This is a genomic window from Microbacterium algeriense (assembly GCF_008868005.1).
In the GTDB taxonomy this organism is placed as follows: Bacteria; Actinomycetota; Actinomycetes; order Actinomycetales; family Microbacteriaceae; genus Microbacterium; species Microbacterium algeriense.
The window spans coordinates 315505-340655 of sequence record NZ_WAAO01000001.1 but is presented as its reverse complement, the minus strand read 5'-3'; the positions used below and the strand labels follow the sequence as shown (position 1 = coordinate 340655).

At 69.0% G+C, this 25151-nt stretch carries 27 protein-coding genes; 6 read left to right on the top strand and 21 right to left on the bottom strand.

Going from position 1 to position 25151, the window contains the following annotated elements; genetic code table 11:
* Positions 1–198: 198 nt before the first annotated feature.
* The 5 genes from F6A08_RS01595 to rpsF all read right to left on the bottom strand — a co-directional run bounded on the left by F6A08_RS01595 (position 199) and on the right by rpsF (position 4513).
* Positions 199–2364 (bottom strand): CapA family protein, encoded by a 2166-nt coding sequence (locus tag F6A08_RS01595; protein WP_192576658.1) that lies wholly within the window; start codon positions 2362–2364, stop codon positions 199–201.
* 471 nt (positions 2365–2835) lie between these two features.
* Positions 2836–3288 carry a 50S ribosomal protein L9 gene (gene rplI, locus F6A08_RS01590; RefSeq protein WP_017203798.1) on the bottom strand — a complete coding sequence of 151 codons (453 nt, stop codon included), beginning with the start codon at positions 3286–3288 and terminating at the stop codon, positions 2836–2838.
* Between the two features lie 11 nt (positions 3289–3299).
* Positions 3300–3554 (bottom strand): 30S ribosomal protein S18, encoded by a 255-nt coding sequence (gene rpsR, locus F6A08_RS01585; protein WP_017203799.1) that lies wholly within the window; start codon positions 3552–3554, stop codon positions 3300–3302.
* 78 nt (positions 3555–3632) lie between these two features.
* On the bottom strand, positions 3633–4139 hold the full coding sequence (locus F6A08_RS01580; protein ID WP_017203800.1) for a single-stranded DNA-binding protein: 507 nt from the start codon (positions 4137–4139) through the stop codon (positions 3633–3635).
* A gap of 5 nt (positions 4140–4144) precedes the next feature.
* A complete protein-coding gene (rpsF, locus tag F6A08_RS01575; protein ID WP_017203801.1) occupies positions 4145–4513 on the bottom strand; it encodes a 30S ribosomal protein S6 in 369 nt (122 codons plus the stop codon).
* A gap of 254 nt (positions 4514–4767) precedes the next feature.
* On the opposite strand from rpsF, the gene F6A08_RS01570 reads away from it, so the two are divergent.
* Positions 4768–5472: a hypothetical protein gene (locus tag F6A08_RS01570; RefSeq protein ID WP_225855695.1), complete on the top strand. Its 705-nt coding sequence runs from the start codon at positions 4768–4770 to the stop codon at positions 5470–5472.
* A 225-nt stretch (positions 5473–5697) separates the two neighbouring features.
* On the opposite strand, the gene F6A08_RS01565 is transcribed toward F6A08_RS01570, so the two are convergent.
* From F6A08_RS01565 to F6A08_RS01545, 5 genes are read right to left on the bottom strand one after another with little or no spacing between them, the layout of a single operon-like run.
* Entirely contained in the window at positions 5698–6537 is an 840-nt protein-coding gene (locus F6A08_RS01565; protein WP_151458411.1) for an ABC transporter ATP-binding protein, read from the bottom strand.
* Positions 6530–7339: an ABC transporter ATP-binding protein gene (locus F6A08_RS01560; RefSeq protein ID WP_151458410.1), complete on the bottom strand. Its 810-nt coding sequence runs from the start codon at positions 7337–7339 to the stop codon at positions 6530–6532. Before F6A08_RS01560 ends, F6A08_RS01565 begins: the two co-directional genes overlap by 8 nt.
* Positions 7336–8247, bottom strand: a complete 912-nt coding sequence (locus F6A08_RS01555; protein ID WP_017203805.1) for an ABC transporter permease — start codon at positions 8245–8247, stop codon at positions 7336–7338. Before F6A08_RS01555 ends, F6A08_RS01560 begins: the two co-directional genes overlap by 4 nt.
* On the bottom strand, positions 8244–9305 hold the full coding sequence (locus F6A08_RS01550; RefSeq protein WP_151458409.1) for an ABC transporter permease: 1062 nt from the start codon (positions 9303–9305) through the stop codon (positions 8244–8246). The genes F6A08_RS01555 and F6A08_RS01550 overlap by 4 nt, the downstream gene beginning before the upstream one ends.
* A gap of 11 nt (positions 9306–9316) precedes the next feature.
* Complete coding sequence (locus F6A08_RS01545) at positions 9317–10900, bottom strand: ABC transporter substrate-binding protein (protein WP_151458408.1); 1584 nt, start codon at positions 10898–10900, stop codon at positions 9317–9319.
* Between the two features lie 150 nt (positions 10901–11050).
* Here F6A08_RS01545 and F6A08_RS01540 point away from each other — a divergent pair, with 150 nt between their 5' ends.
* Positions 11051–11641 (top strand): Lrp/AsnC family transcriptional regulator, encoded by a 591-nt coding sequence (locus tag F6A08_RS01540; protein WP_225855773.1) that lies wholly within the window; start codon positions 11051–11053, stop codon positions 11639–11641.
* Between the two features lie 6 nt (positions 11642–11647).
* Here F6A08_RS01540 and F6A08_RS01535 read toward each other — a convergent pair whose 3' ends face one another.
* Positions 11648–12004 (bottom strand): avidin-fold protein, encoded by a 357-nt coding sequence (locus F6A08_RS01535; RefSeq protein WP_225855694.1) that lies wholly within the window; start codon positions 12002–12004, stop codon positions 11648–11650.
* A gap of 288 nt (positions 12005–12292) precedes the next feature.
* Here F6A08_RS01535 and F6A08_RS01530 point away from each other — a divergent pair, with 288 nt between their 5' ends.
* Both F6A08_RS01530 and F6A08_RS01525 read left to right on the top strand, forming a co-directional pair.
* Positions 12293–13081: a hypothetical protein gene (locus F6A08_RS01530; RefSeq protein ID WP_225855693.1), complete on the top strand. Its 789-nt coding sequence runs from the start codon at positions 12293–12295 to the stop codon at positions 13079–13081.
* Positions 13078–14181, top strand: a complete 1104-nt coding sequence (locus F6A08_RS01525) for a hypothetical protein (protein ID WP_151458406.1) — start codon at positions 13078–13080, stop codon at positions 14179–14181. Before F6A08_RS01530 ends, F6A08_RS01525 begins: the two co-directional genes overlap by 4 nt.
* Positions 14182–14388: 207 nt before the next feature.
* Here the strand turns inward: F6A08_RS01525 and F6A08_RS01520 are convergent, their stop codons facing one another.
* Positions 14389–15063, bottom strand: coding sequence for a GntR family transcriptional regulator (locus F6A08_RS01520; RefSeq protein ID WP_151458405.1), 675 nt, complete (start codon positions 15061–15063; stop codon positions 14389–14391).
* Positions 15064–15460: 397 nt separating this feature from the next.
* Positions 15461–16774: a glycosyltransferase gene (locus F6A08_RS01515; RefSeq protein WP_151458404.1), complete on the bottom strand. Its 1314-nt coding sequence runs from the start codon at positions 16772–16774 to the stop codon at positions 15461–15463.
* A 64-nt stretch (positions 16775–16838) separates the two neighbouring features.
* Between F6A08_RS01515 and F6A08_RS01510 the strand changes: the two genes are divergently transcribed.
* Positions 16839–17480: a TetR/AcrR family transcriptional regulator gene (locus F6A08_RS01510; RefSeq protein ID WP_151458403.1), complete on the top strand. Its 642-nt coding sequence runs from the start codon at positions 16839–16841 to the stop codon at positions 17478–17480.
* A gap of 8 nt (positions 17481–17488) precedes the next feature.
* Here F6A08_RS01510 and F6A08_RS01505 read toward each other — a convergent pair whose 3' ends face one another.
* Together F6A08_RS01505 and F6A08_RS01500 are read right to left on the bottom strand one after the other, a co-directional pair.
* Positions 17489–18235 carry a 3-hydroxybutyrate dehydrogenase gene (locus tag F6A08_RS01505; RefSeq protein ID WP_151458402.1) on the bottom strand — a complete coding sequence of 249 codons (747 nt, stop codon included), beginning with the start codon at positions 18233–18235 and terminating at the stop codon, positions 17489–17491.
* An 18-nt stretch (positions 18236–18253) separates the two neighbouring features.
* Positions 18254–19621 carry an MFS transporter gene (locus F6A08_RS01500; protein ID WP_017203816.1) on the bottom strand — a complete coding sequence of 456 codons (1368 nt, stop codon included), beginning with the start codon at positions 19619–19621 and terminating at the stop codon, positions 18254–18256.
* A gap of 103 nt (positions 19622–19724) precedes the next feature.
* Here F6A08_RS01500 and F6A08_RS01495 point away from each other — a divergent pair, with 103 nt between their 5' ends.
* On the top strand, positions 19725–20636 hold the full coding sequence (locus F6A08_RS01495; RefSeq protein ID WP_040568756.1) for a LysR family transcriptional regulator: 912 nt from the start codon (positions 19725–19727) through the stop codon (positions 20634–20636).
* Positions 20637–20648: 12 nt separating this feature from the next.
* Here F6A08_RS01495 and F6A08_RS01490 read toward each other — a convergent pair whose 3' ends face one another.
* The 6 genes from F6A08_RS01490 to F6A08_RS01465 form a co-directional block, all read right to left on the bottom strand.
* On the bottom strand, positions 20649–21152 hold the full coding sequence (locus tag F6A08_RS01490; RefSeq protein WP_192576657.1) for a GNAT family N-acetyltransferase: 504 nt from the start codon (positions 21150–21152) through the stop codon (positions 20649–20651).
* Entirely contained in the window at positions 21145–21423 is a 279-nt protein-coding gene (locus F6A08_RS01485) for a type II toxin-antitoxin system TacA family antitoxin (protein WP_151458401.1), read from the bottom strand. Before F6A08_RS01485 ends, F6A08_RS01490 begins: the two co-directional genes overlap by 8 nt.
* Positions 21424–21457: 34 nt before the next feature.
* Positions 21458–21856, bottom strand: a complete 399-nt coding sequence (locus F6A08_RS01480; RefSeq protein WP_151458400.1) for an arsenate reductase ArsC — start codon at positions 21854–21856, stop codon at positions 21458–21460.
* 23 nt (positions 21857–21879) lie between these two features.
* Positions 21880–22269 (bottom strand): DUF779 domain-containing protein, encoded by a 390-nt coding sequence (locus tag F6A08_RS01475; protein WP_151458399.1) that lies wholly within the window; start codon positions 22267–22269, stop codon positions 21880–21882.
* 72 nt (positions 22270–22341) lie between these two features.
* Positions 22342–23892, bottom strand: coding sequence for an acetaldehyde dehydrogenase ExaC (exaC, locus tag F6A08_RS01470; protein WP_151458398.1), 1551 nt, complete (start codon positions 23890–23892; stop codon positions 22342–22344).
* A gap of 109 nt (positions 23893–24001) precedes the next feature.
* Positions 24002–25114 (bottom strand): epoxide hydrolase family protein, encoded by a 1113-nt coding sequence (locus F6A08_RS01465; RefSeq protein ID WP_151458397.1) that lies wholly within the window; start codon positions 25112–25114, stop codon positions 24002–24004.
* Positions 25115–25151: the final 37 nt, after the last annotated feature.

The following is a 25151-nucleotide window of genomic DNA, read 5'->3' as shown; positions in this document are numbered from 1 at the left end:
GGAGACCCCGCGCCGCCGGTGCGCCGCTGCGTCGTTCCCCACGCCGACGGGATAGGAGCCCCCAGCTCCCCGTCGGTCGACGCCGGCGCTGGATGCCCCGTGGAAACCCCGCCACGGGGCATCCGTCGCGCCGTCGCAGATTCGCGTCGGAGTCGCAGGGATGGCTTCAGAACGTGCGACAGCGTGCGATTCTGCGATTCAGCCCCCGCGACTCGAGGGCAGGATGAGCGAACCGTCGCCGTCGACGATCGCGGCAGTGGTCGGGAAGTCCCGCCGGCCCCGCTCGTTCATGAGTTCGGCCGCCCGGCCAGTGGGGTCGGGTTGCGGCGCTCCGCCCGCGAAGTCGAAGCGCACAGACCGCAGCCCGCCGTCCACGAGAGTGCCATCCGCGCGAAGGGTGACCGAGAGATACGCGCCGTAGCGGGTCTCCTCCTCCGCACCGAAGACGCCGCCCCCGCCGAAGTTCCCGAGGCTGTAGGCGATGAGACGTCCGCGGTAGAGCTCCGCTCCGCGCAGGACGTGGGGACCGTGTCCGATCACGAGGTCCGCCCCCGCGTCGACGGCCACGTGCGCGAAGGCGATCGGGTCTCCGCGGTTCTCGCCAAACATGACTTCCGTGCCCGGCGTCACGGCATCCGCGTCCGGTCCCTCGGCTCCCATGTGAGCGTGGACGATGACGATGTCGGCCTGCGCCGCGGCGGCTCGCACGACCTGCCGCACGTGGCGGAGATCCGTGACGCGGTTGAACCCTCCGTACGGCGCGAACCCGACCATCGCGACCGTGACACCTCCGATCCGCGTCGTCACGATCTCGTTCCGCTCACCCACCGCGTCGATGCCGACGTCTCGCAGCAGGTCCCGCGTCTCGTCGAAACCCTCGCGGCCGTAGTCATGGCTGTGGTTGTTCGCCTGGTTCAGGATGTCGAAGCCGCGCAGGTGGCCGGCCGCGTCCGGTTCGCTGCGGAACGCCAGGCAGCTGTCGCTCCCTCCGCACTTGTCGTAGCCGGTGTCGTCGGTGATCGCCTGCTCGAGGTTGCCCGTGACGAGGTCTTGGGTGAACCAGGATCGCACGTCGTCGAAGTACGTTCGGCCACGGTCGTCCGGGATGCCATGCCCCACGTCGTACAGCAGGATGTCGCCGGTCGCGCCGATGCTCACCTCCCCGGCACGCGCTCCCGCCGCATCAGGGATCTCCGCCGGTCGAGCGGGTACCGCCGCTGCGGCAGCCAGACCCGCACCCAGCGCCCCGAGGACGAGCACGGCGACGGGCGTCCGCCACGGACCCCGTCCGCGCAGCGCTGACGCCCCGGTGGAGACGGCGACGGAGCGACGGTGCGGCAGGTCCCACAGCCAGGCCGCACCGTCGCGGTCCGTGAGACGCGCAAGGAGGACGCAGGCGGCGACGAGCCCCCCGGTCAGGACGACGGGGAGCAGCACCGCCGCCACGAGCTGGACCGCGTTTCCCGAGTCCGAGAGCGGTCCGACCAGGGCTGCGTCGACGAGGACGAGAAGCGGCATGTGGATCAGGTAGATCGGAAGCGTCCGGGCGCCGAGCCAGGTCAGCACCGGTCCCAGCAGCCGCACGCCGGGCAGCAGCGGCGCCACAGCGAGCCCCATCGCCACCCCCAGCACCGAGACCGCGGGCCAGACCCCCGGCATAAGCTCCGTGCCGGTCACCCGCATCAGGGCGTACGCCATCAGGTAACCCGCGATCAGCACCGCCGCGACGAGTCGGCGCGGGCGAGCCGTGAAGCTGCGGATGCGTGGGGCGAGGTAGGCGCCGACCAGGAAGAACACCAGGTTGTACAGGAGCGAGCCGCGGTTGCTCACCACGTCCACGAGCCCTGCCGCCACCGCGACGGATGCCGCCCCGGCGACCGCGATGAGCAGCCACCGCGGCACACGATCGAGGCCCTTCGCCACCAGGAAGTACAGGGCGAGCGCGTAGAGGTACCAGGTGTTCGGCGGACTGATCGTGAGCGCCTCCACGAACTCCGAGACGCTGCGCGGCACGAGCGTCGGGAAGTCGGGGAACGCCCACATCGCGGCCATGTGGATGAGCGTCCACAGCAGATAGAGGTACAGGAAGCGGAGGACGCGCGGACGCAGCACGGCTGCCCACGGGCGCTGGAGTGCGTCGGCGGCGAAGTATCCCGACAGGAACAGGAACAGCGGCATCAGGAACGGCCAGATCATGTCGCTCGCGAGTCCCCACACGCCGGGGATGGGGATGCCGATCCGCCAGTCGACCTGCAGGTAGGTCTTCAGCACCACATGCCAGAAGACCACGAGCACGATGAGGAGCCCCTTCGCCGCGTCCCCCCAGGCGACACGCGAAACGGGGGCGGGAGAGCCCTCGCTCACGCTGACGCGTCGCTTCGTCGTCGTGCGGAGCCGGCGAGACGTCGAGTGATCATGAGACCGATTCAACGGCGTGCGATGTTGCCGGAGCGTACGAAGTTCTGCATACGCTCCCGCAACATCCGGGTCTCTAGGGTGGGCCCATGATGTCGCACGCCCTCACCCTGACCGCCTTCGCGAACGGTTCGGCGCCACTCAGCGCCCCGCTTCTCCTCGGCGGAACGTGCCTGGGCGTGGGCGTCGCCATGATGACCGGTGCGGCGGTCGCGCAGATCCGGAGGAGGTACGGATGTCGGGCCGATGGACGGATGTCGGGCCGGGACGGCCCTGTTCGTCCGACATCCGTCCCGTCGTCCGACATCCGTCCGGGAAAGGAACGGGACGTGGCGCCGGGCGGGGATGGCGGGCGGGGATGAGGGGCGGGGATGACGAACGCCCCCTGTCCCGAGGGACAGGGGGCGTTGCCGCGTGTGCTTACTTGGCGGCGACGACCTGCAGCGTGATGACTGCGGTGACGTCTTCATGCAGACGCACGGTCGCCTCGTGCTCACCGGTCGCCTTGATCGGCGAGGTGATGTGCACCTTGCGCTTGTCGATCGAGCCGAGGCCCGCAGCCGAGACGGCCTCTGCGACATCGGCGGTCTTCACCGAGCCGAAGAGACGGCCTTCCTTGCCGGCCTTCACCGCGAGGCGCACCTTGGTGCCCTCGAGCGTGTTCTTCAGGGCCACAGCCTCGTCGCGGTCGTGGATCGCGCGTGCCTGACGCGCGGCCTGGATCGATGCGACCTGCTTTTCGCCTCCGCGGGTCCACGCCGTGGCGAAACCCTGCGGGATGAGGAAGTTGCGGGCGTACCCGTTCTTGACCTCGACCACGTCACCGGCGCTACCCAGCCCGGCGACCTCGTTCGTGAGAATCAGCTTTGCCATCTCGATACCCCTTACCGGCCGGCGCCAGCGTAGGGCAGGAGCGCCATTTCGCGCGCGTTCTTGATCGCCGTGGCGATCAGACGCTGCTCCTGCACCGAGACACCGGTGATACGACGGGCGCGGATCTTGCCGCGCTCCGAGACGAACTTGCGGAGGGTGGCGACATCCTTGTAATCGATGACACCGACCCGGATGGACTTCGCGGGAGCGGCGTTCTTCGCGCCCTTCCGCGGCTTGCGGCGGTCGCCGCTCGACTTTCCAGCCATTGTTTTTCCTTAGTGATGAGCGGGCCCTTCGACGAGCTCAGGGACCCAGGGGTCCAGCTCAGGGCCAGAGAAGTGTTTTCAGAAGGGGGTGTCGTCGCCGAAGCTGCCCGGAGTGCTCCAGGCATCGGCGCTGGTCGACGAGCCGGGAGTGGACCACGGCTCCTCCGACACCTGCTGCTGCTGTGCGGGGCGAGACTGTCCGCCGCCGCCACCGCCGGTCGAGGCCGCACGGGTGACCTGCGCGGTCGCGTACCGGAGCGAGGGGCCGATCTCGTCGACCTCCAGCTCGATCGCGGTGCGCTGGTTGCCCTCGCGGTCCTGGTAGGAGCGCTGACGCAGACGGCCCTGCGCGATGACGCGCATGCCCTTCGTCAGAGAACCCGCCACGTGCTCGGCGAACTCGCGCCACACGGACGCACGGAGGAACAGCGCTTCGCCGTCCTTCCACTCGTTCGCGGCACGGTCGAAGTTCCGAGGCGTCGATGCGATGGTGAAGTTCGCCACCGGCAGCCCGTTCTGCGTGTAGCGCAGCTCGGGATCGGCCGTGAGGTTGCCCACCACGGTGATGACGGTTTCGCCTGCCATGGGACTTAGGCCTTCGCAGCCTTGGCGGCCTTGCGGGCAGCCTTCTCTTCGGTGCGCTTGGCCTCCGAAGCGACCATCGCCTGAGCCTCTTCCGAGCGGAGGACCTTGGTGCGCATGATCTGCTCGTTCAGCTTGAGCTGACGGTCGAGCTCCTGCGTGGCCTCGCTGGTCGCGGTGAAGTTGACGACGGCGTAGATGCCCTCGGTCTTCTTCTGGATCTCGTAGGCCAGACGGCGCTTGCCCCAGATGTCGACGTTGTCGATCGAGCCACCATCGTTGGTGATGACCTTCAGGAACTTGTCGAGCGTGGGAGCGACCTGGCGCTCGTCGATCTCGGGGGTCAGAATGACCATGAGTTCGTACTGGTGCGTCACTTACCCACCTCCTTCGGACTAGAACGGCTTCCGAGGATTTCCCGGAAGCAGGAGGGTGTGTGCACGTGCCCGCCCGAGGTATCCCGAATGGATGCCGGAAGGCAGACAACCTCGACAGTCTAGCGGAAGCGGGCCGTCGCCGCGAACGGCCACCGTCTCGCCACCCGAGGGGCCGACAGGAACACGAGATTTTGGCATGCTGGGACGCGTGCCCGGTGACCGTCACCGACGCACGCGACCAGAGGGGGGACGCGATGCGCGTCAACAAATGGGGGGTCGGCGTCATCCTCGCCGCCGCCGTCGTACTCACCGGATGCACCGCCGGCGGATCGGACGAGCCGGCCGCATCGACGCCTGCCAGCGGCGCGACACAGGAGACCGAAGCACCGAGCACGGACTGCCCCGAACTGACGGAGGGCGCCACGATCGACGGCACGGAGCTCGGCGCGTGCATCGCCGACGCGATGTCGGACACGGCGGGCTACGCGGGGAAGACCAGCGTGATGGGCGTGGAGTCGACTGCGCGCTTCAACCCGTCCGAGAAGGCCATCGAGTCGATCTCGCCTGCTGGATCGCTGATCGCGATCGGCGACGACGTCTGGGTGAAGTCCCCCCAGACCGACTGGCAGCCCGCCGACCCGTCGTCGAGCGACCCCGTGATCGCCGCCCTCAGCTCCAGCGCCGCCAACATCACGTCCCTCGACCCGGCGACGGCCGCACAGGCCCTCACCGGCGAGTTCACCGTGACCGGCACCGGTGAGCGACTGGGTGAGAAGGTCCACCTCCTCACCGGCACGATCGAACAGCAGGGCACGGAGGTCGAGGTCCTCTTCGAAGTGACCGACGACTACGTCAACCTCGCCTCCACCAGCACCGCCTCGATCGAGGGGCAGTCGCTGGAGGTCGCGATGGAGATCACCGAGTGGGACGTGAAGCAGGACATCGTCGCACCGCTCTGATCCGCGAGTGACGCCGAGGGGCCGGCGCATTGCGCGCCGGCCCCTCGTGTGCGGGTCAGCCCCGTCCAGAAGAGCACCGGAGCCGCGAGAAGCGTCCATCCGATGATGAGCTGAGCTGTGCCCGGCGCCTCGTGTTCGTCTTCGGAGTCGTGACGTCGCTGCGGCGGCACACGTAGGCCCGGCCCCGCCGACACTCCGAGTGAGCGGGATGCCGGGTTCAGCGCGTCAGTAGGCGACGGGCGGGACCTCGGCCCAGACGATGCGGTCGTCGGTCGACGGAGCGGCGGGGATGCGGCCCGCGCCGTCGGGCTCCGGGATCGCCGCCAGGAGCGCCTGCGTGTAGGGATGCTGCGGAGCGGCCCAGAGCTGATCCGTCGGACCCGACTCCAGCACGCGACCGCCGAACATCACGAAGGTGCGGTCGGCGATGCGGCGCACCACGGCGAGGTCGTGCGAGATGAACAGCATGCCCGCACCCGACTCGGCCACCAGGTCGCGCATCAGGCCGGCGACACTCGTCTGGGTCGACGCGTCGAGCGCCGAGATCGGCTCGTCGGCCACGAGCAGCGACGGTCGAGCTGCCAGCGCCCTGGCGATCGCGATGCGCTGCTTCTGCCCGCCCGAGAACTGGTGCGGGAAGCGGGTGCTCACGGTCGTCGGCAGCCCGACGCGCTCGAGCCACTCCTCGACCGTCGACCCTTCGGCACCCCGCGCTCTGGCGGTGGCGATGCCGTCAGCGATCTGGTCACCGACCCGGCGCCGGGGATTCAGCGAGGTCGCCGGGTCCTGGAACACCATCTGGATGCCGGTCAGCGCGATCGAGCGACGGCGGATGCCGAGCGGCGACACCGGGGCATCACGGAACCGCACGGTGCCGCCGGCGATCTTCTCGATGCCGACCACGGCACGTGCCAGGCTGGACTTGCCACTGCCGGACTCGCCGACGAGGGCGACGGTCTCCCCCGCAGCCACACGGATGGACACGCCGTTCACGGCGATCACCGGCGGGTTGCCCGGGTACCGGACCACCACGTCCTGCGCGTCGAGGACTGCGACCTCACTCATCTGCCGCCTGCCCTTCCGGTGCCTCATCGATGCGCGAACCCGGCAGGGCCGCGAGCAGCATACGCGTGTACTCGTGCTGCGGATCGCGGAACAGCGTCTCGCGGTCGGCGAGCTCCACGATCCGGCCGTCCTTCATCACGGCCACCGTGTCGGCGATCGCGCTCATCACGCCCAGGTCGTGGGTCACGAGCAGCACGGCGAGGTTCCGCTCCACGGCGAGGTCTCGCAGCAGCTGAAGGATCCCCGCCTGCACCGTCACGTCGAGCGCGGTGGTCGGCTCATCCGCCAGCAGCACCTCGGGGTCGCAGGCGAGGGCACAGGCGATCGCGATGCGCTGGCGCTGTCCGCCCGAGAACTGGTGCGGGTAGCGCTTCAGCGCCTCCGTCGGATTGGGCACCTGCACGGTCTCGAGCAGTTCGACGGCTCGGGCCCGTGCCGCGGCACCCTTAAGCCCGAGATGCACGCGCATGTGATCGGTGAGCTGCCGTCCGACGGGCAGCTGCGGGTGCAGCGACGCCGACGGATCCTGGAACACCATGGCGATCCGCTTGCCGCGCACCGTGTTGAGGGAGCGGCGCTTCAGGCCCACCAGCTCCTCCCCGCCGAGCAAGATCGACCCGCCGACGCGCGCCTGACGCGGCAGCAGCCCGAGCACGGCGAGCGAGGTGAGAGTCTTTCCCGATCCGGATTCCCCGGCGAGGCCGTGGATGCGGCCGGCCTCGAGCTCGAGCGAGACTCCCTTCACGAGCGGACGGCCGATGTCGATGGTCAGGTCGCGGATGCTGAGGGTCGAGGCGCTCATGCGGCCACTCCCGTCGCCGATGCCTTGTGCTCTGCGGCCTTCTCGTGCGTGATCTCGGCCGTCGGGTCGAGCACGTCGCGCATCGCATCTCCGAGGAAGTTGAACGCGAGCACCACCGTGAGGATCGCGAGACCGGGGAAGACTCCGAGCCACCAGGCATCGAAGTTCTGCATCGCGCCGGAGATCATCGACCCCCACTCGGCCGTCGGGGGCTGCGCGCCCAGACCGAGGAAGGAGAGTCCCGAGAGGAGCAGGATCGCCGCGCCGATGTCGAGCGTCGCGAGCACCAGGACCGGGCCGGCGATGTTCGGGAGGATGTCGACGAACAGCGTGCGCGCCGGCGAGTGCCCGAGCAGGCGACCGGCGATCACGTAGTTCTGTCCGCGCAGGCCGAGCACGATGCTGCGCGTGACGCGGGAGTACTGCGGCCACGAGACCACGATCGCCGCGATCACCGCGTTGAACAGCGACGGCCCGAGCGAGGCGGCGACCACCATCGCGAGGATCACGGTCGGGAACGCCATGAACAGGTCGGTGATGCGCATGAGGGTCTCGTCGACCCAGCCGCCGAAGTATCCGGCGAGCGCACCGATGAGCGTGCCGATGATCATGGCGGCGATCACGAGCATGAGCGCGAGCGGCAGGCTCACGGTGGCGCCGGTCATCAGACGAGAGAAGATGTCGCGCCCGTTGCCGTCGGTGCCGAGGAGCGTGTCGATGCCCGGCGCCTGCAGTCGCGGGAGCACCTGCGCGTTCGGCGGGTACGGCACCCACCACTGCGCGGTGAAGGCGACGATGATCCACGCACCGGCGATCACTGTGCCTATGATGCCGAGCGGGGTGCGCCAGGCACGCGGCCAGCGGAAACGGAAGCGTCCGGCGGGGGTCGCTGCGGCGATGCGGCTCATGCGATCCTCACTCTCGGGTCGAGCACGCCGTACAGCAGGTCGACGATGAAGTTGATGAGGAGGTAGATGACTCCGACCACGAGGCCGACGCCCATGATGCCGGGCAGGTCGAGGTTCGCGGCGGAGTTGTAGGCGTACGTACCCAGTCCCGGCCAGGCGAACACCGACTCGACGAGCACCGTGCCGGAGAGCAGGGCCCCGAACGCGACACCCACGACGGTGAGGATCGGCAGCGAGGCGCCGCGCAGCACGTAGTCGAGGATCACACGCATGGCCGGGAGTCCCTTGGCGCGGGCCGCTCGCACATAGTCGCTGCCGAGCACCTCGAGCACCGAGGTGCGGATGAAGCGGGTCAGCAGTCCGATGGTCACGAGCGAGAGCACCATGACCGGAAGAGCGAGGTGCGCGAGGGCGTCGAAGAAGCCGACCGCGTCTCCGTTGAGGAGGTAGTCGACGGTGTAGAGCCCGGTCACGCGGGGCGGCGGGGTGATCGACGGCGAGATGCGGCCGGAACCCGGAGCGATGCGCAGCTCCAGGAAGAACACGTAGAAGCTGACCAGCGCCAGCCAGAAGGTCGGGACGCTGAGGCCGACGAGCGTCACGACGCGGATGACCTGGTCGGTGACGAGTCCGCGGCGATAGGCCGCAAGCGTGCCGAGCACGATGCTGACCGCGAGGCTGACGATGATCGCGCCGATCGCGATCTCGATCGTCGCGGGCACGGCGGTGGCGAGGTCGCTGGTGACCGGGCGTCCGGTCACCAGCGACGTGCCGAGGTCCCCGCGGAGCAGGTTCCCCATATAGATGAAGTACTGCACGAACAGTGGCTGGTCGAGTCCGTTCGCCTTGATGAACGCCTCGCGCGTCGCGGGGTTCTGCGACGCGCCCTCACCGAGCGCGGCCGAGACCGGGTCTCCCGGCACCAGGTTGGTGAGCGCGAACGTGACGATGGTCACGCCCACCAACAGGAGCAGGGAAGTCCCGGCCCGCCGCAGCAGGTATCCGATCAGAGGCGAGCGGCGCCGCTGCGCCTGCCTCTGCACGGCCACTGTCGTCATGAGTCGTCCGATCAGCCGGCGGGCGTGATCTCGGCGATGTCCATCTCCCACACGGAGTTGTACACGGCGCCCTTCACGCTGTCGGCGGAGGAGATGTTGCGGCCGGGAACGATGAGCGGGACGAAGGGACCCTCGGCCTGCATCGCCTCAGCGAACGCGGTGAACGCGGCCGTGCGCTGCTCGGGGTCGGTCGCTGCCGCGGCACCCGCGGCGATGCCGGCGATCTCCGGGTTGGCCTCGGCCGCCCAGCCGGCGCGGAGACCGACCTTCAGACCGGGAGCGAAGGGCAGGAAGTTCGCCGAGTCGGCGTAGTCCGGGCCCCAGAACCACAGGCCGAAGCCCTCGGTGCCGTTGACGTAGGCGTCGAGCTCGGTCGCGAACGGCGCGGGGGCGAGGTCGACCGTGATGCCGGCGTCTTCGAGCTGCGCCTGCACGCGCTCGGCGAGCGGGGTGAACTCCACGCCGCCGACCGGGTAGTCGTTCGGGAACTGCAGCTTGAGCGTCTGACCGGTGTAGCCGGCTTCCGCGAGGGCGGCCTTCGCCTTGTCGAGGTCCTGCTCCACGCCGCTGTCGAGGGCACCCTCGAATCCGGGCGGGATGACGCCCGTCGCCTGGACGGCGCCGGCGCCGGCGAGCTCCAGCAGCGCGTCGTAGTCGAGCGCGTAGCGGATGGCCTCGGCGATCTTCACGTTCGCCAGGTCGCCGCCGGCGGCGCCCTGGTTCAGCAGCAGGAAGATGGTCTGACCGGAAGGAACGGAGTCGACGGTGATGTCATCGCCGAGACCGGCGACCTGGTCGCCGTTGAGGTCCATCGCGACCATCGAGTCGCCGCCCTTGAGGTTTGCGAGCTGCGTCGCGCTCTCGGAGACGTTGCGCACGACCACGCGCTTGTAGTCCGACGCCTCGTCGCCGTTGTACTCGTCGTTCTTCGTCAGCACGACCTGCGAGCTGAGGTCGAGGGTGTCGAGCACGAACGGACCGGAGCCCGCCGACTCGCCGTCGAGGAACTTCTGCGCCGAATCGGTGCCGTCGGTGGCGCCGCCGTTCTCGATCACGACGTCGGAGTTGACGATGCCGAGCGCCGGGTTCGCGAGGATCGCCGGCAGCTGCAGCAGCGGGGTCTCGGACGTGAACTGGATCGTCTTGTCGTCGACCTCGGTGATGGTCAGGCCGCCGAGGAGGAAGTTCGGCTTGGCGTCTTCCATGCCCTGGATGCGCTGCAGCGAGAACACGACGTCCTTCGCCTCGATGGGCGAACCGTCGGAGAAGACGCGGTCTCCCTCGAGGGTGAAGGTGAACTCGGTCGCCTCGTCGTTCTGCTCCCACGACGCGAGGCCCGGAACCGGGGTGGAGACGTCGGAGCCCTCGAAGTCGACGAGGGTCTCGTAGAGCGCCTTGGCGATCATGTTGCCGGTCGGGTCGTAGGTGTGACCCGGGTCGGTCGTCTCGATCGAGAACGCGGTGTCGATGACGAGGGAGTCGGAGCCCTGCGAGGAGTCGCCGTTGTTCGCCGAGTTCCCTCCCGAGCAACCTGCGAGCGCGAGGAGCGCGACGGCTCCGAGCGCGATGACCGGCGTGATACGGCGTGACGACATGAGGGCCTCCAAGGGCGAGGAGTACATTCGGGTGAGCCGCCACCGATGTGGACGACCGTGGATCAGATTCGCATCATATGCGACGATGTGTCCAGCAAGAGCGGGTCACCTCGGCACGCTCTGTCCAGAACCTCGATTGTGGGTAACAATATGTCCAGCAAGAATGCGGAAGAGTCGAAGCATTCTGGACGAAGTGCCGCACCCTTGGACGAGACGGCGTACAGAATCCTCGAAGTGCTCCGTGATAACGGTCGGGTCTCGATCGCCGCCCTCGCCGACAAGGTCGGCATCTCTCGCGCGAACGCCTACACCCGCGTCGAGTCGCTCGTGCACGACGGGGTGATCACCGGCTTCAGTGCCCGCGTGGATCAGGCGAAGGCCGGGCTGTCGATCGGGGCGCTCGTGTTCGTCACGGTGATGCCGCAGGCCTGGGCCTCGTTCCGCGAGCGCGTGACCGAGATGCCCGATGTCGAGTGGTGCGCCATCACGACGGGCGAGCACGATGCGATGCTGCTCATCCGGGCCGTCGATGTCAGCGGCGTGCACGAGTTCTCCACCGGGGTGATCGCCCAGCTGCCCGAGGTGCGTACGGTGGTCAGCGTCGTCGTGCTCGACGAGGTGATCCGTCGCCCCTACCTGCTGCCGGGCGATCTGCCGGAGCGCAGCAGCGTCGACGCGCCACTGGGCATGACGCGGTGGACGCCCGCCTCGCCTGGCCGGGACACGCTTCCGCCGCGCTGACCCGCGTCAGGCCGAGATCTCCTCGCACACGCTCAGCTGCGGCAGACCGTGCATCTCGTAGTGCTCCACGAGACGGATGCCGCCGTCGTCGGTCAGCTCCAGTTCGCTCTCGCCGTCGCCGGTCACGACCGTGCCGTCGCTCTTGAGTACATGGACGAACGACACCCAGATCGTGTCGCCGGTGCGGGTGCCGACGAACTTCCCGAAGGTGACCGTGTCGCCTTCGTACCCGCCCCAGATCGCGCCGTCGCGCTCGAAGTACTCGAAGATGCTCGGGGATTCCGGGTCGACCGCCGAGGTCGTGGACGACACCATCCGGAAGCGGCGGCCGTCGAGGGAGGGGAGGGTTGCAGTCGCAGTCACATCCTCGATTATGGAGGATGCGCTCACCGGCCGGTCGCGCGGGCGTGCTCCCGCCATTCCTCGTCGAGGAGGGCGAGGACCAGCATCGTGGCCGGGTAGCGTGGTCGCATGGAGTGGATGTCCGATCCCTCGGCGGGGGCGTGGCTGCGTGAGCGGCTCGACGCAGGCTACGAGACTATGCACGCAGTGGTGCCTCGCGGATTTCCCGCGTATGCGCGGGTCTTCCATCCCGCGATCGCCAGATCCCTGCCCGGCCGCGCAGTGCCGACGTCGGACGAGTTGATGCGGATGCCCGAGCACGAACAGCACGCACTCGTAGCCGGGTTCGTCGACGAGCGCGTCTCGTGGGCGCAGACCGCGGCCGCGTTCGCCACCACCATGCACGCCCAGGCACAGTGGCAGCGGATCGTGCGCACCCCGGTCGACGGCGATTGGCGCACGCGGATCGCGCCGGACGGGCGCGAGTTCACCGCACCGATGGAGGGCGAACTCGACGACGCCTCCCTGAACGCGCTCGCCGAGCACCTGGCTGCGCACACCACGACGCCGGATGCCGGGGTGGCCGCGCTCTGGGAAGGCTTCGGTGGTCTCGTCGGCTTCTACGGCGAGACGCCCTCCCGTGCGTTCCTCACGTTCACCGACGATCCGAACCACCAGGCGATGCTCGACCGCAGCACGCACGATCCGTTCAACAACGTCTTCCGCAAACCCACGTGGCAGGAGGGCATCCTGTCGCGCGAGATCTCGGAAGGTCCTCGACTGCAGCTGCCGGATCGCGACTACGTGCTGTTCTCCGCAGGCGCTCGGGACTTCACCTCCCCCGACTGGGCGCTTCCCGCGCCGTGGCGCGACCTTCCCGCCGAGGCACACGGCTTTCCTCCCTCAGCGCAGAGTCCGAACCTGCTCTGGCCGGACGATCGTGCGTGGGTCATGGTGTCGGAGATCGACTTCGACTCGACGATCGTGGCCGGCTCGCCCGATCTGGTCCGGGCGATCTGCGCCGATGAGCGCCTCGAGGCCCTGCCGCTGCCAGAGGGCGCCGACCTCACCTGGGACGCGGACGAGGTCAACCGGTGAGCCAGCCCGCGCCCACCTCGACGTTCGACGCCCGACCCCTCACCGAGCCCGTCGACCCGGCCGCTGTCCGTGCGTTCGCGGCGGAACTGCGCTCGCGGCAGAGCGCAGGTGTGAACGCGGCCACCGTGGTCGGCATCGTCGTGGCGGCGATCGCCGCGCTGGTGATGGTGCCGATCTTCGTGAGCGTCATCCTGAACCTCGCGGCGATGGGCGGCTCCCCCGCGTCGGCGGCGATCCCCCTCGTGCTGTTCCTCCTCCTGCTCGCGGGTGCCGGCGTGCTGATCTGGTTCGGGGTGCGCGGAGCGCGCATCACCCGCTACCGACTGCACCGTTTCGCTCAGGCCAACGGCATGACCTACGAGCCGAAGGTGATCGACCCGCCGCTGCCCGGCATGATCTTCAGCATCGGGCGTTCTCGGCAGTCCACCGACCTGATCCGCGGGACGCGCCCGCGCTTCGTGGAGTTCGGGAATTACCAGTACACGGTGCAGTCCGGGAAGAATTCGACGACCTACCGCTGGGGCTACGTGGCGGTGAAGCTCGACGTGCCGCTGCCGAACATCGTGCTCGACGCGAAGGGCAACAACGGTTTCGGGTCGAACCTGCCGGCTTCGTTCCAAAAGGCCCAGCGCCTGTCTCTCGAGGGCGACTTCGATGAGAATTTCACGCTTTACTGCCCTGCCGGGTACGAGCGCGACGCCCTGTACCTGTTCACGCCCGACATCATGGCGCGGTTCATCGACAACGCCGCCGAGCTCGATGTCGAGATCGTCGACGACTGGCTCTTCCTCTACACGCAGCGCAAGGCATCGACGCTCGATCCGGCGACCTGGGCCTGGCTGTTCGGCGCCGTCGGCGCCCTGCTGACGAAGTTCGAGCAGTGGGCACGCTGGCGCGATGAACGACTGGTCGACGGCACCGCGCACGATGGCCTCTCCGCACCGAGCCCTGCTCTGCCGTTCGCCCCTCCGGCCGGGATGCTGACGCCGCCGCCGGGTGTCGCCCCTCAGGGGCGACGACTGAAGCGGGGCGGTTCCTGGGTGCCGATCGTGGTCGTCTTCGGACTCATCGCGTTCTGGATCGTGAGTCGACTGAACTGAGCGGAAGCGAGGCGGAGTCCGAGTGTGGGGGTGGGTGCCGGCTGGGGACCGAACTCCCACCCCATCCCCCCTCGGGATCGAAAAGAGATCGACTCTCCCTCCGCATGGCGGCTGTGCCGCCCCGCCCACGGTCAGCTGGGGACTGACGCTGCTGGGCGTATACAGGAATGGTATACCGGGCGAGGTTGCAGGAGGTTGCAGAGATTCTCACTCCGCACCGTCCGGGGCTTTGTCCGCACAGAATTTGATCCTGTCCAGGCCGTTCTGGAGGTGGGTGCGCATCGCCATGGCCGCCGCCTCCGGGTCGCTCTCATGGATCGCCTCGGCGATCACGCGGTGCTCGGCCCACGACTCCTCCCATGCCGACCTCTCGACGCACACGGGACTGACGTGGATGGAGGCCAGCGCCTCGGACAGCGACCTCAGCAGCAGCGGGTTGCCGGAAGCAGCGGCGAGGGTCTCGTGGAAACTCCGGTTCCGGTGCAGCGGTTCGACACGCAGCCGGGACGAGGACGGGCGATGATCGAGCGCGCGCTCGCACAGAGCGAGCAGCTCCCGGGAGTGCGTGGACGGAGAGCGTCTGGCTGCGAGCGCTGCCGCCGCGGGCTCCACGATCTGCCGATAGCTGTAGACGTTCAGCACGCTGTCCTGATCGATGAGCCAGGTCGTCGTGAAACCCCGGTTCGGGGTGGCGACGACGAACCCCTCCCTCTGCAACCGCAGCAGGGCGTTCCGCACGGGACTCGTCGAGACGTGCAGCTCGCGCGCCAGCCGCTCGATGTTCACCCGCGCTCCCGGCGAGAGCTGCCCGCCGAGGAGCGCCCCGCGGAGCGCATGGTAGGTCTGCTCGCTGAGCGAATCCCCGCGCCGTTCCTGAGGCATCGAGAGCCTCACCGTGGCGACGCACCCGTGACCGTGGCGGTCGGCATCCGGCGCTCCTCTCGTTCGGAATCGTCGCGTCCACGATAGGGAGAGACACCGCGCCCGACCGGCGACGGCGCGCGATGACCATGGGGAACCGGCGGCGCGGAGCACGGTTTTGTCGGATCCGCTGGCAAAACGTCCCGATCCGACGCAGAGGTCAGCATGGTTTCACCTGTGCGCGCGTCACGCGAAGAATTGAACCGGTGAACGATGCACCGGACGGGAGGGGCCGGCCGGCTTGACTGGGGTTTCAAGAAGCCATCGTGACGCACACGGGCTGATGCGGCCGCGTCAGCGTGCGGGCCGGCCATCGGGCCCGATCCCCCGGTGGCCGGTCACCACCTCCCCCCGGGTCTCAGGCGCCGGGTGCGATCGACATGTGGGGCCAGCTCTCGACCGTTCCGCTCAGCACCGAGTCGAGCGCAGCCCATGCATCGGAATCGCGCATGGCCGCGCCGATGCGCTCGGCGTTCGCACGGAAGGACGGGTCGGTGAGCACGCGGGTGACCGCGTCGCCGACCTGCCTCGGGGAAGCGGTGCTCGTGCGCAGGTTCACCCCGGCGCCGGACCAGCCGACACGAGCGCAGACCTCGACCTTGTCCTCGGTCTGCCCGGCGACGACGAGCGGGATCCCGTGGGCCAGACTCTGCTGCACGCCGCCGTATCCTCCGTTCGTCACCACGACGTCGGTCAACGGCAGCAGTCGGTCGTACGGCAGGTATTCGGCGACCCGCACGTTGTCGGGCAGCCGTCCGGCGAGAGCGTCGAGCGGACGGCCTCCCGTCGAGACGACCACCAGGACGTCGGCTGCGGCGAGCGCGGTGATCGTCGGGAGCACGAGCTGGCCGAAGTCGGAGTTGGCGATCGTGCCCTGGGTGACGTGCACCACGGGACGTGAGCCGTCGAGGTCCGCCCACCACGACGGCAGAGGCGCGTCGGAGGCGGAGGCCGGCAGGGGCCCCGCGAAGTGCACGCTGGCGGGGAGGTCGGCGCGCGGATACTCGAACTCGGGCACCGTGAACTGCACGTAGGCGTCGGAGCGCCCGGCCCAGTCGAGCACGAAGCCGCCGAGATCGCGGCCGACCTCGCGGCGCGCCATCGCGTCCGCTTCCTTCTGGACGCCGCCGAAGATCACCTTCTCGGCGACCGTGCGCAGGGCCGCGTTGCGCAGACGTCCGATCGGCCCCGGTGACGGGGTCACACCCAGTCCGAACGGCGCCGTGTCCTTGCTGCGGGCACCGAGAGGGAAGATGCCGAGCACGACGACAGGGGGCCGATCCTGCTCGGGCAGGAGCTGGAGCAGCGCACCGCCGACGAAGAGGGGCTCGGTGAGGACGGCGTCGACGGGCCTGGCCGCCAGTTCCGCTCGGACGGCGGAGAGCTGGGCGGCACCCGGTCGCACGAACAGGTTGCTCATGTCGAAGCGGAGCGCGGCGGGGCCGGTCAGTCCGACGCGCTCGGGGAATGCGCCGTCGGCATCGTCGAGGTCGATCTCGGCCTCCCCCGGCAACGGCAGGAACCGAGCACCCGCGTTCGCGACGCGGTCGGCATAGCGGCGGCTGGTGAGGAAGCTCACCTCATGACCCTGCGAGAGGAGGTGTCGCGCGATCTGCAGCAGCGGCACGACGTGACCATGGGCGGGCGTGCACGTGATGAGGTAACTGGACATGGCGGGTTCTTTCCCTAGAATCGGTTGTACCGTCGAAGTATTCATCACCCCGATAGGAAAGTCAATGGTGGAGAGCGCTCCCCGCGCCTACCGATCCGAACTCCGTGCCCGCCAGGCGCAGGAGACCCGCTCCCGCATCGTCGCGGCCGCCGCCCGCCTCTTCGCCACACAGGGGTACCAGGCGACGACGATCGCCGCGATCGCACGCGAGGCGGGGGTGTCCGCCGAGACCGTCAAGACGACCGCCGCGAAGGCGGAACTGCTGATCGCCGCCTTCGAGGTGACGTTCTCCGGCTCGGAGGCCGCCGAGACCCTGGCCGACACCGACGTGGCGGCCGGAGTGATCGACCTCCCGGACGAGGTGTTCCTCGATGCGGTGCTCGAGACCATCAGCACGGCCAACGCCCGCGGGCACGGACTGTGGACGGTCCTGCTGGGCGCCGCCCTGTCCGACCCCGTGGTCGACGACGCGCTGCGCCGCATCCTCGAACACCGCGCCGCCGACTATCGGCTGCTGGTCTCCGAACTCCTCCGACGCGGGATCGCCACCCCGGGCATCGACGAGTCCGCCGCCGCGATCACCCTGTCCTTCCTGCTCTCACCCGAGAGCTACCAGCAGCTCGTCGCGCAATCGGGCTGGACCCCGGAGCGTTACGCCGGCTGGCTCCGCGCCGCGGTGCTGGCCGAGGTGACCTCGCCCGGCTGAAGGCGACCTCAGCGGGCGGACCAGCCGCCGTCCATCGTGTAGCTCGCCCCGGTCACCATGCCTGCCGAATCGCCGGCGAGCCAGACGGCGAGGGAGGCGACCTCCGCCGGTTCGACCAGTCGCTTGATCGCGGCCTCCGTGAGGAGCACGTTCTCGAGGACCTCGCTCTCGGGGATGCCGTGCACCCGCGCCTGGTCCGCGATCTGCTTCTCCACCAGCGCGGTGCGCACGTACCCCGGATCGATGCAATTGCTCGTCACGCCGCGGGGGCCGCCCTCCAGTGCCGTCACCTTGGACAGTCCCTCGAGCCCGTGCTTGGCCGCGACGTAGGCCGACTTGTACGGGGAGGCCCGCAGGCCGTGCACGCTGGAGACGTTGATGATCCGCCCGAATCCGCGCTCGTACATCCCGGGGAGCGCCGCACGGATCAGCAGGAACGGCGCTTCGAGCATGAGCCGCAGGATGAAGGAGAAGCGCTCCGGCGCGAAGTCCTCGATCGGGCTCACGTGCTGGACGCCGGCGTTGTTGACGAGGACGTCGACATCCAGGCTCGCCCCGGCGAGCGCGGCGCTGTCGGCGAGGTCGACGTGCCAGGCCGCTCCCCCGATCTCAGACGCCAGATCCTCGGCGGCCCCGCGATCGATGTCGGCGACCGTGACGTGGAATCCTGCCGCGGCGAAAGCGCGGGCGCAGGCGGCCCCGATCCCGCTGGCTCCTCCGGTAACGAGGGCCCTGCGCCCGCGCGATTCGCTCATGTGGTTCTCCTCGGTGGTTCAGACGGCAGCCGTGCGCGCCGCATCCGCGTCGTCGATCGCCTGCAGCGAGATGCCCTTCGTCTCGCGCAGCGACAGCACGGCGATCGCCGTCACGCCGCACGCCACGACGATGTAGATCGCGATCGGGAGCCACGACCCGAAGTCTCGCAGCCACTGGATGGCGAGGATCGGGGCCAGGGATCCGGCGAGGATCGCCGTGACCTGAGATCCGAGCGAGACACCCGAGTACCGCATGCGCGTCGGGAAGAGCTCTGCCATCACCGCGGGCTGCGGAGCGTACATGAAGGCGTGGAAGCAGAGTCCGATCGTCACGGCCAGCACGATCAGCACGGGGTTGAGCGTGTCGAACAGTGGGAAGGCGAAGAAGGCCCAGGTCGCGCTGAGGATCGCGCCGGTGAGGTAGACGGGCTTGCGGCCCCAGCGGTCGGCGAGCCGGCCCAGCTGCGGGATGATCGCGAAGTGCACGACGTGGGCGATGAGCAGCGCGAGGAGGAGCTGACTCGTGTCGTATTCATGCACGGTCTTCAGGTACACGATCGTGAAGCTCACGACGATGTAGTAGACGATGTTCTCGGCGAAGCGGATGCCCATCGCCTGCAGGATGCCCTTCGGGTAGCGACGCAGCACCTCGACGACGCCGTAGGACGTGGCCTTCTCCGCCTCGACCTGCGCCTTGGCCTCGAGGAAGATCGGCGCCTCCTCGACGTGACGGCGGATGTAGAAGCCGACCAGCACGATCACGGCCGAGAGCCAGAACGCGATGCGCCAGCCCCACTCGAGGAACGCCTCCGAGCTCATCACCCAGGAGCTGACGAGGAGCACGAGCGTGGCGAGGAGGTTGCCGATCGGCACAGCCGCCTGGGGCCAGCTCGACCAGAAGGAGCGAGAGCGATCGGGGCTCTGCTCGGCGACGAGGAGAACCGCGCCGCCCCACTCCCCTCCCACGGCGAACCCCTGGAGGAACCGGAGCGCCACCAGCAGCGCCGGCGCCCAGTAGCCGATGCTCTGGAAGCCCGGGAGGCAGCCCATCAGGAAGGTCGCTGCGCCGACGATGATGATCGTGGCCTGCAGTGTGGGCTTGCGGCCGAACCGATCGCCGATCTGACCGAAGACGATGCCGCCCAGCGGTCGGGCGATGAACCCGATCGCGTAGGTGACGAAGGCCGCGATGATGCCGTCGAGCGGCGATCCCGTGGCGGGGAAGAAATACGTGCCGAAGACCAGGCTCGCGGCGGTCGCGTAGAGGAAGAACTCGTACCATTCGACGACGGTGCCGGCCATGGAGGCCGCGACGACGCGCTTGAGCTTCGAATGGGGGGCTGCGGCGGGGGCGGGCTGACCGGAGGCGCGGGTGGGGGCGGTCATTTCTCTCCTTCGGTGTCGACGGTGACACATCCGTTCCAGTGTCGACAGGCCGGGCGCTTGCAGCAATGCCCAGTGGCGCGCAGCCGCTGTGCATAATTGCAGAATGGATGCGGCGAAGAGGCCACGGGCCGATGACCTGCTCGTGCTGCTCGCGGTGGCCCGCACCGGCCGCTACACCAGCGCCGCCGCGCATCTGGGGCTCGACCACACGACCGTCGCGCGACGCATCGCCGCCCTGGAGGACACACTCGGAGGTCGGGTGGTCGCCCAGTCCGCGGCCGGGTGGGAGCTCACCGACCTCGGACGCACCGCCGCCGAGACCGGCGGACGCATCGAGGCCGCGCTGTCGCAGCTCGACCCCGGCGCCGGGGAGGCACCCGATCCGATCGCGGGGGTGGTGCGGATGTCCGCCACCGATGGGTTCAGCGCGTACATCGCCGCCCCCGCGATCGCCGAGCTCCGTCTGGCGCACCCTCGCCTGACCGTCGAGATCGTCGCCGCGACGCGGAGAGCGGCCGAGCACCGCGCCGGACTGGATCTGGAGGTGGTCGTGGGCGCACCCCAGACCCGACGGGCGCACGCCGTGAAGCTCGGCACCTACACGCTCGGCATGTACGCCTCGCAGGACTATCTCGAGCGCACGGGTACACCGCGGTCGCGGGAAGAGCTGGAACGGCACCGTCTCGTGTACTTCGTCGACTCGATGCTCCAGGTCGACGCGCTCGACCTGCCCCGGCGCCTGGTGCCCGGCATGCAGGACGGGCTGACCTCCACCAACGTCTTCGTCCACGTCGAGGCCACGCGGGCGGGCGCCGGGATTGGCCTGCTGCCGTGCTTCGCCGCCGACCGGCATCCGGATCTGGTGCGCCTGCTGCCGGAGACCTTCGCCGAGAAGCTGCCGTACTACATGGTCGCGCGGCCGGAGTCGCTGCGGCTCCCCGCCGTCGCGGCTCTCGCCGACGCGCTGCGCTCCCGCACCAGGGCCGCCAAGGCGATGCTCGACGGCGTCGGCTGAAGACGAGGTCGCCTACCGGGTCAGCGTCGCGCGGGCATCCTTCGTCAGCAGATACAGCGTGCGGCGGGCGTCCGGGAAGACCGTGAAGCCGAAGCGTGCGTAGAACGCCACGACGTCGTCGTTGATCGCGTGGACGAGGATGGCCCGCACACCGAGGGCGTCTGCCGCCTCGAGCGCACGCACTGTCGCATGCTGCAGCAGGGAGACGCCGAGGCCCCGGCCCGCGAACTCCTGGTCGACGGCGAGCCGGCCGAGCAGGACGATCGGGACGGAGGCCGGCATCCCGCCGGTGAGTGGAGGCGGCCCGTCGTCCCGGTCCACCGCACTCGAAGAGAGGCAGTAGTAGCCGGCGACCCTCCCCTCCCGCGTCACCGAGACCATCGTCCTCGAGGCGCCGGTCCGCTCGTTCCGCCGTGCGCGCCCCCGCAGCCAGAGGTCCAGACTCTCCTCGCCGCAGCGGAACTCGGAGAGTCGATCACCCACCGAAAGCGGACGCGGCGTGAGGAACTCAGTCAACGAAGACTGTCTCGCGGGTCAGCAGGTCGCGCAGCTCCGCGACACTGCGCGGCGGTCGATCCATGACCTCGACGAAGGCATCGAATCGGAGGGCATCGACCCGCAGTCGGCGATCGCGCTGGATGACTTCCTGCGCACGCTCCACGAGCGTCGAGGCGGAGAAGTCGGTGAGCGAACGTCCTTCGATCGCCGCGGCTTCTTCGATCGTCGCCTTCTGCTCGGCGGTGACGCGGAAATCCAGGCGCGCGCTCTTGGCAGTGGAGGTCGTCATGTCCTCCAGTGTACGGCGGCCTGCCGTACAGCAACTAGAGGATTTCGGAGACGAGGGTCTCGATGCGGCGGCGGATGTCGTCGCGGATCGGGCGGACGGCCTCGAGCCCCTGACCGGCCGGGTCATCCAGCTCCCAGTCCTCGTAGCGTTTGCCGGGGAAGAACGGGCAGGCGTCGCCGCAGCCCATCGTGATGACGACGTCCGACGCCTGCACGGCCTCGGTCGTGAGCACCTTCGGCTGCTCGGCCGTGATGTCGATGCCCACCTCCCCCATCGCCGCCACGGCGACGGGGTTGATCTGCTCGGCGGGCATCGATCCGGCGGAGCGGACCTCGATGCGATCACCCGCGATCTCGCGGAGGAAGCCGGCGGCCATCTGCGAGCGGCCGGCATTGTGGACGCAGACGAAGAGAACGGACGGGGTGTGCGGCACGAGAAAAAGCTAGCACCGCCGTCTCACCGGTCGCCGAGAGCCGCCAGCTCGTCCTCCCCGAGCATTCGCGACCGGATGAGGAACCGCATCCCCGTCGGACCCTCGACGCTGAACCCCGCCCCGCGCCCCGGCACGACGTCGATCGTGAGGTGCGTGTACTTCCAGTACTCGAACTGCGACACCGACATGAACACCTCAACGGGCTCGTCGAGCCCCACGTCGAGAGCTCCGAGGAGGACGTCTCCCGCGCCGGTGAGGAACATCCCGACCGGATAGCACATGGGCGCGGAGCCGTCGCAGCAGCCGCCCGACTGATGGAACATGAGCGGACCGTGCTGCGCCGTCAGCTCGCGGACGAGCGCGGCCGCGGCGTCCGTCACGGCGACGCGGGTGGGTGTGGTCGTCTCGGCCATGACATCCCTTCCGGAGCGCCCGGGCGTCGGGCGAGAGACCGCGGCCTGCTCGCTCGACACCCGGGCGGGTTTTCAGAAGAAGCCCATCGGGCCTTCCGCATACGAGACGAGGAGGTTCTTCGTCTGCTGGTAGTGGTCGAGCATCATCTTGTGGTTCTCACGACCCACGCCGGACTGCTTGTACCCGCCGAACGCGGCGTGCGCCGGGTACTGGTGATACGTGTTGGTCCAGACTCGACCGGCCTCGATCGCACGACCCGCCCGATAGGCGGTGTCGCCGCTGCGACTCCAGACACCGGCGCCCAGGCCGTACAGGGTGTCGTTCGCGATCGAGATCGCGTCGTCGAAGTCGTCGAACGACGTCACCGAGAGGACAGGCCCGAAGATCTCCTCCTGGAAGATCCGCATGTCGTTGGTCCCCTCGAACACGGTCGGCTGCACGTAGAAGCCCTCGCTGAGGTCGCCGCCGAGGTCGGCGCGCTCCCCTCCCATGAGCAGCCGTGCCCCGCCCTGCTTCCCGATGTCGATGTAGCTGAGGATCTTCTCCAGCTGATCGTTCGAGGCCTGCGCGCCGATCATCGTCGCGGGGTCGAGCGGATTGCCCTGCACGACCTTCTTCACGCGCTCCAGTCCGTCAGCCAGGAAGCCGTCGTAGATCGAGCGCTGGATGAGGGCGCGCGACGGGCAGGTGCAGACCTCGCCCTGGTTGAGCGCGAACATCGTGAACCCCTCGAGCGCCTTGTCGTAGAACGGATCAGCGGTGGAGCGGGCGACGTCCTCGAAGAAGACGTTCGGGCTCTTGCCGCCGAGCTCCAGGGTGACGGGGATGAGGTTCTGCGAGGCGTACTGCATGATGAGGCGGCCGGTCGTGGTCTCCCCCGTGAAGGCGACCTTGCGGATCCGCTTGTGCTGCGCGAGCGGGGCGCCGGCCTCGATCCCGAAGCCGTTCACGATGTTCACGACCCCGGCAGGCAGCAGGTCGCCGATGATGTCGAACAGGAACAGGATCGACGCGGGGGTCTGCTCCGCCGGCTTGATGACGACGCAGTTGCCTGCGGCGAGCGCCGGCGCCAGCTTCCACACGGCCATGAGGATCGGGAAGTTCCACGGGATGATCTGACCGACCACCCCGAGCGGCTCGTGGAAGTGGTACGCGACCGTGTTCTCGTCGAGCTGGCTGATCCCGCCCTCCTGCGCGCGCAGCACCCCGGCGAAGTAGCGGAAGTGGTCGATCGCGAGCGGGATGTCGGCGGCGAGGGTCTCCCGCACGGGCTTGCCGTTCTCCCAGGTCTCGGCGACAGCGATCTCTTCGAGGTGCTGTTCCATCCGGTCGGCGATGCGGTTGAGGATCACGGAGCGCTCGGCGGGGCTCGTCTTGCCCCAGGCGGCGAACGCCTTCCAGGCGACATCGACCGCTCGATCGATGTCTTCGGCGGTTCCGCGTCCGACCTCGGTGAAGGGTTTGCCGTTGACGGGACTGATGTTCTCGAAGTACTGGCCCTTCACGGGTTCGACGAACTCGCCGCCGATGTAGTGGCCGTACCGCGGCCGATAGGTGGCGAGGGCCCCGGGCTGACCCGGAGCGGTGTAGGCGAGCGACACGTCTTCTTCGACGATGGTCATGGGGTCTCCTTCGACGGGTGCGCCGCAGCCTCGATGCCGCGGCGTTCCCTCGAAAGTAGGTCGCGCGACGTTGCACCCCGATGCGCAACGTTGCGAGAAGTTGCGGGCCTCAGGCGAGCGACGCCGCGAAGGCGCGGATGCGCTCGGCCATCGCCTCCGGCACCTCGGCGATCGTGAAGTGCCCGCCCTGCTCGAGCCGCTCGAAGACCCGGAGGTCGCGGTAGAAGCCGCGCGCCAGCACCTCCGGGTAATCGTGCTCATGCCGCTGCACGAAGACCGCTGCCGGCACCGTGACGGCGGGCATGGCGTCCGGGGTGTCCGCGCCCTCGTAGTACGGGCGGAAGGACGATGCGATGCTCTGCGTGACCCAGTAGATCATCGCCTCGGTCAGGATGCGCTCGCGGGAGATCACGGCTTCCACGGCCGCCGGATCGTCGCCTGCCGTGTCGGCCCATTCCGAGAGCTTCTCGGCGATCCAGGCGAGGAGTCCGGCCGGCGAGTCGTTGAGAGCGACGGCCAGCGTGTCGGGACGCGCCCACTGCACATGGCCGTAGGAGCCGTTCGGTCCGTGCTCGGCGTCGAGACGCGCGAAGAACGCGCGCACCTCGGGATCGTCGCTTGCCGCCCGCTCCTCGGGCGTGCCGAAATGTGCGTGGGTGGCGACGATGCCGGCGACCTGCTCGGGATGGGTTCCGGCGATGAGGTCGCTCACGTTGGCCGAGACATCTTCGCCGTACGTGAGGTACGACACGTAGCCGAGCACGTCTGTCATCAGCCGGTGCATCGTCGCCGCGAATCGTCGCTCGTCGGCCGGACCGTCGGCGTACGGGGCGGAGAACGCGAACCCGGGCAGGCTGGCCACGACGACATGGAAGTCGGTGAGGAGCGCTGCGGCGTCGAGCTGCAGCGCGAACGTGTGCGGCCAGCCGTGCATGATCAGCAGCGCCGGCGCATCGGCCCGCCGCGAGCGCAGGTGGGCGAAATGGATGTCGGTGCCGTCGACATCGGCGAGGAACTGCGGGAACTGCGCCAGCCATTCCTCGCGCGCCCGCCAGTCCCACTCCGCCCATGTGCCGACGAGCGCACGCAGCCAGACCGCATTCATGCCGGAGGGCATGCGGCGCGGCGAGTCGTCGAGGATCCTCGCCCGTCGCAGACGGTCGCGCAGGTCGGCGAGGACGCTGTCGGGGACGTGGAGCCGGAACGGACGGATCTCGGTCATGCCAGGACGCTACCCGCCCCCTCCGACACGGCCTCCT

What these genes read in the sequence shown, in the direction of transcription:
- rplI (WP_017203798.1), bottom strand. Translation starts at nt 3,288, where the DNA reads ATGGCAAAGCTGATTCTCACGAACGAGGTCGCCGGGCTGGGTAGCGCC.
- rpsR (WP_017203799.1), bottom strand. Translation starts at nt 3,554, where the DNA reads ATGGCTGGAAAGTCGAGCGGCGACCGCCGCAAGCCGCGGAAGGGCGCG.
- F6A08_RS01580 (WP_017203800.1), bottom strand. Translation starts at nt 4,139, where the DNA reads ATGGCAGGCGAAACCGTCATCACCGTGGTGGGCAACCTCACGGCCGAT.
- F6A08_RS01570 (WP_225855695.1), top strand. Translation starts at nt 4,768, where the DNA reads ATGCGCGTCAACAAATGGGGGGTCGGCGTCATCCTCGCCGCCGCCGTC.
- F6A08_RS01565 (WP_151458411.1), bottom strand. Translation starts at nt 6,537, where the DNA reads ATGAGTGAGGTCGCAGTCCTCGACGCGCAGGACGTGGTGGTCCGGTAC.
- F6A08_RS01560 (WP_151458410.1), bottom strand. Translation starts at nt 7,339, where the DNA reads ATGAGCGCCTCGACCCTCAGCATCCGCGACCTGACCATCGACATCGGC.
- F6A08_RS01555 (WP_017203805.1), bottom strand. Translation starts at nt 8,247, where the DNA reads ATGAGCCGCATCGCCGCAGCGACCCCCGCCGGACGCTTCCGTTTCCGC.
- F6A08_RS01550 (WP_151458409.1), bottom strand. Translation starts at nt 9,305, where the DNA reads ATGACGACAGTGGCCGTGCAGAGGCAGGCGCAGCGGCGCCGCTCGCCT.
- F6A08_RS01545 (WP_151458408.1), bottom strand. Translation starts at nt 10,900, where the DNA reads ATGTCGTCACGCCGTATCACGCCGGTCATCGCGCTCGGAGCCGTCGCG.
- F6A08_RS01540 (WP_225855773.1), top strand. Translation starts at nt 11,051, where the DNA reads ATGTCCAGCAAGAATGCGGAAGAGTCGAAGCATTCTGGACGAAGTGCC.
- F6A08_RS01530 (WP_225855693.1), top strand. Translation starts at nt 12,293, where the DNA reads ATGCCCGAGCACGAACAGCACGCACTCGTAGCCGGGTTCGTCGACGAG.
- F6A08_RS01520 (WP_151458405.1), bottom strand. Translation starts at nt 15,063, where the DNA reads ATGCCTCAGGAACGGCGCGGGGATTCGCTCAGCGAGCAGACCTACCAT.
- F6A08_RS01515 (WP_151458404.1), bottom strand. Translation starts at nt 16,774, where the DNA reads ATGTCCAGTTACCTCATCACGTGCACGCCCGCCCATGGTCACGTCGTG.
- F6A08_RS01510 (WP_151458403.1), top strand. Translation starts at nt 16,839, where the DNA reads ATGGTGGAGAGCGCTCCCCGCGCCTACCGATCCGAACTCCGTGCCCGC.
- F6A08_RS01505 (WP_151458402.1), bottom strand. Translation starts at nt 18,235, where the DNA reads ATGAGCGAATCGCGCGGGCGCAGGGCCCTCGTTACCGGAGGAGCCAGC.
- F6A08_RS01500 (WP_017203816.1), bottom strand. Translation starts at nt 19,621, where the DNA reads ATGACCGCCCCCACCCGCGCCTCCGGTCAGCCCGCCCCCGCCGCAGCC.
- F6A08_RS01495 (WP_040568756.1), top strand. Translation starts at nt 19,725, where the DNA reads ATGGATGCGGCGAAGAGGCCACGGGCCGATGACCTGCTCGTGCTGCTC.
- F6A08_RS01485 (WP_151458401.1), bottom strand. Translation starts at nt 21,423, where the DNA reads ATGACGACCTCCACTGCCAAGAGCGCGCGCCTGGATTTCCGCGTCACC.
- F6A08_RS01475 (WP_151458399.1), bottom strand. Translation starts at nt 22,269, where the DNA reads ATGGCCGAGACGACCACACCCACCCGCGTCGCCGTGACGGACGCCGCG.
- exaC (WP_151458398.1), bottom strand. Translation starts at nt 23,892, where the DNA reads ATGACCATCGTCGAAGAAGACGTGTCGCTCGCCTACACCGCTCCGGGT.
- F6A08_RS01465 (WP_151458397.1), bottom strand. Translation starts at nt 25,114, where the DNA reads ATGACCGAGATCCGTCCGTTCCGGCTCCACGTCCCCGACAGCGTCCTC.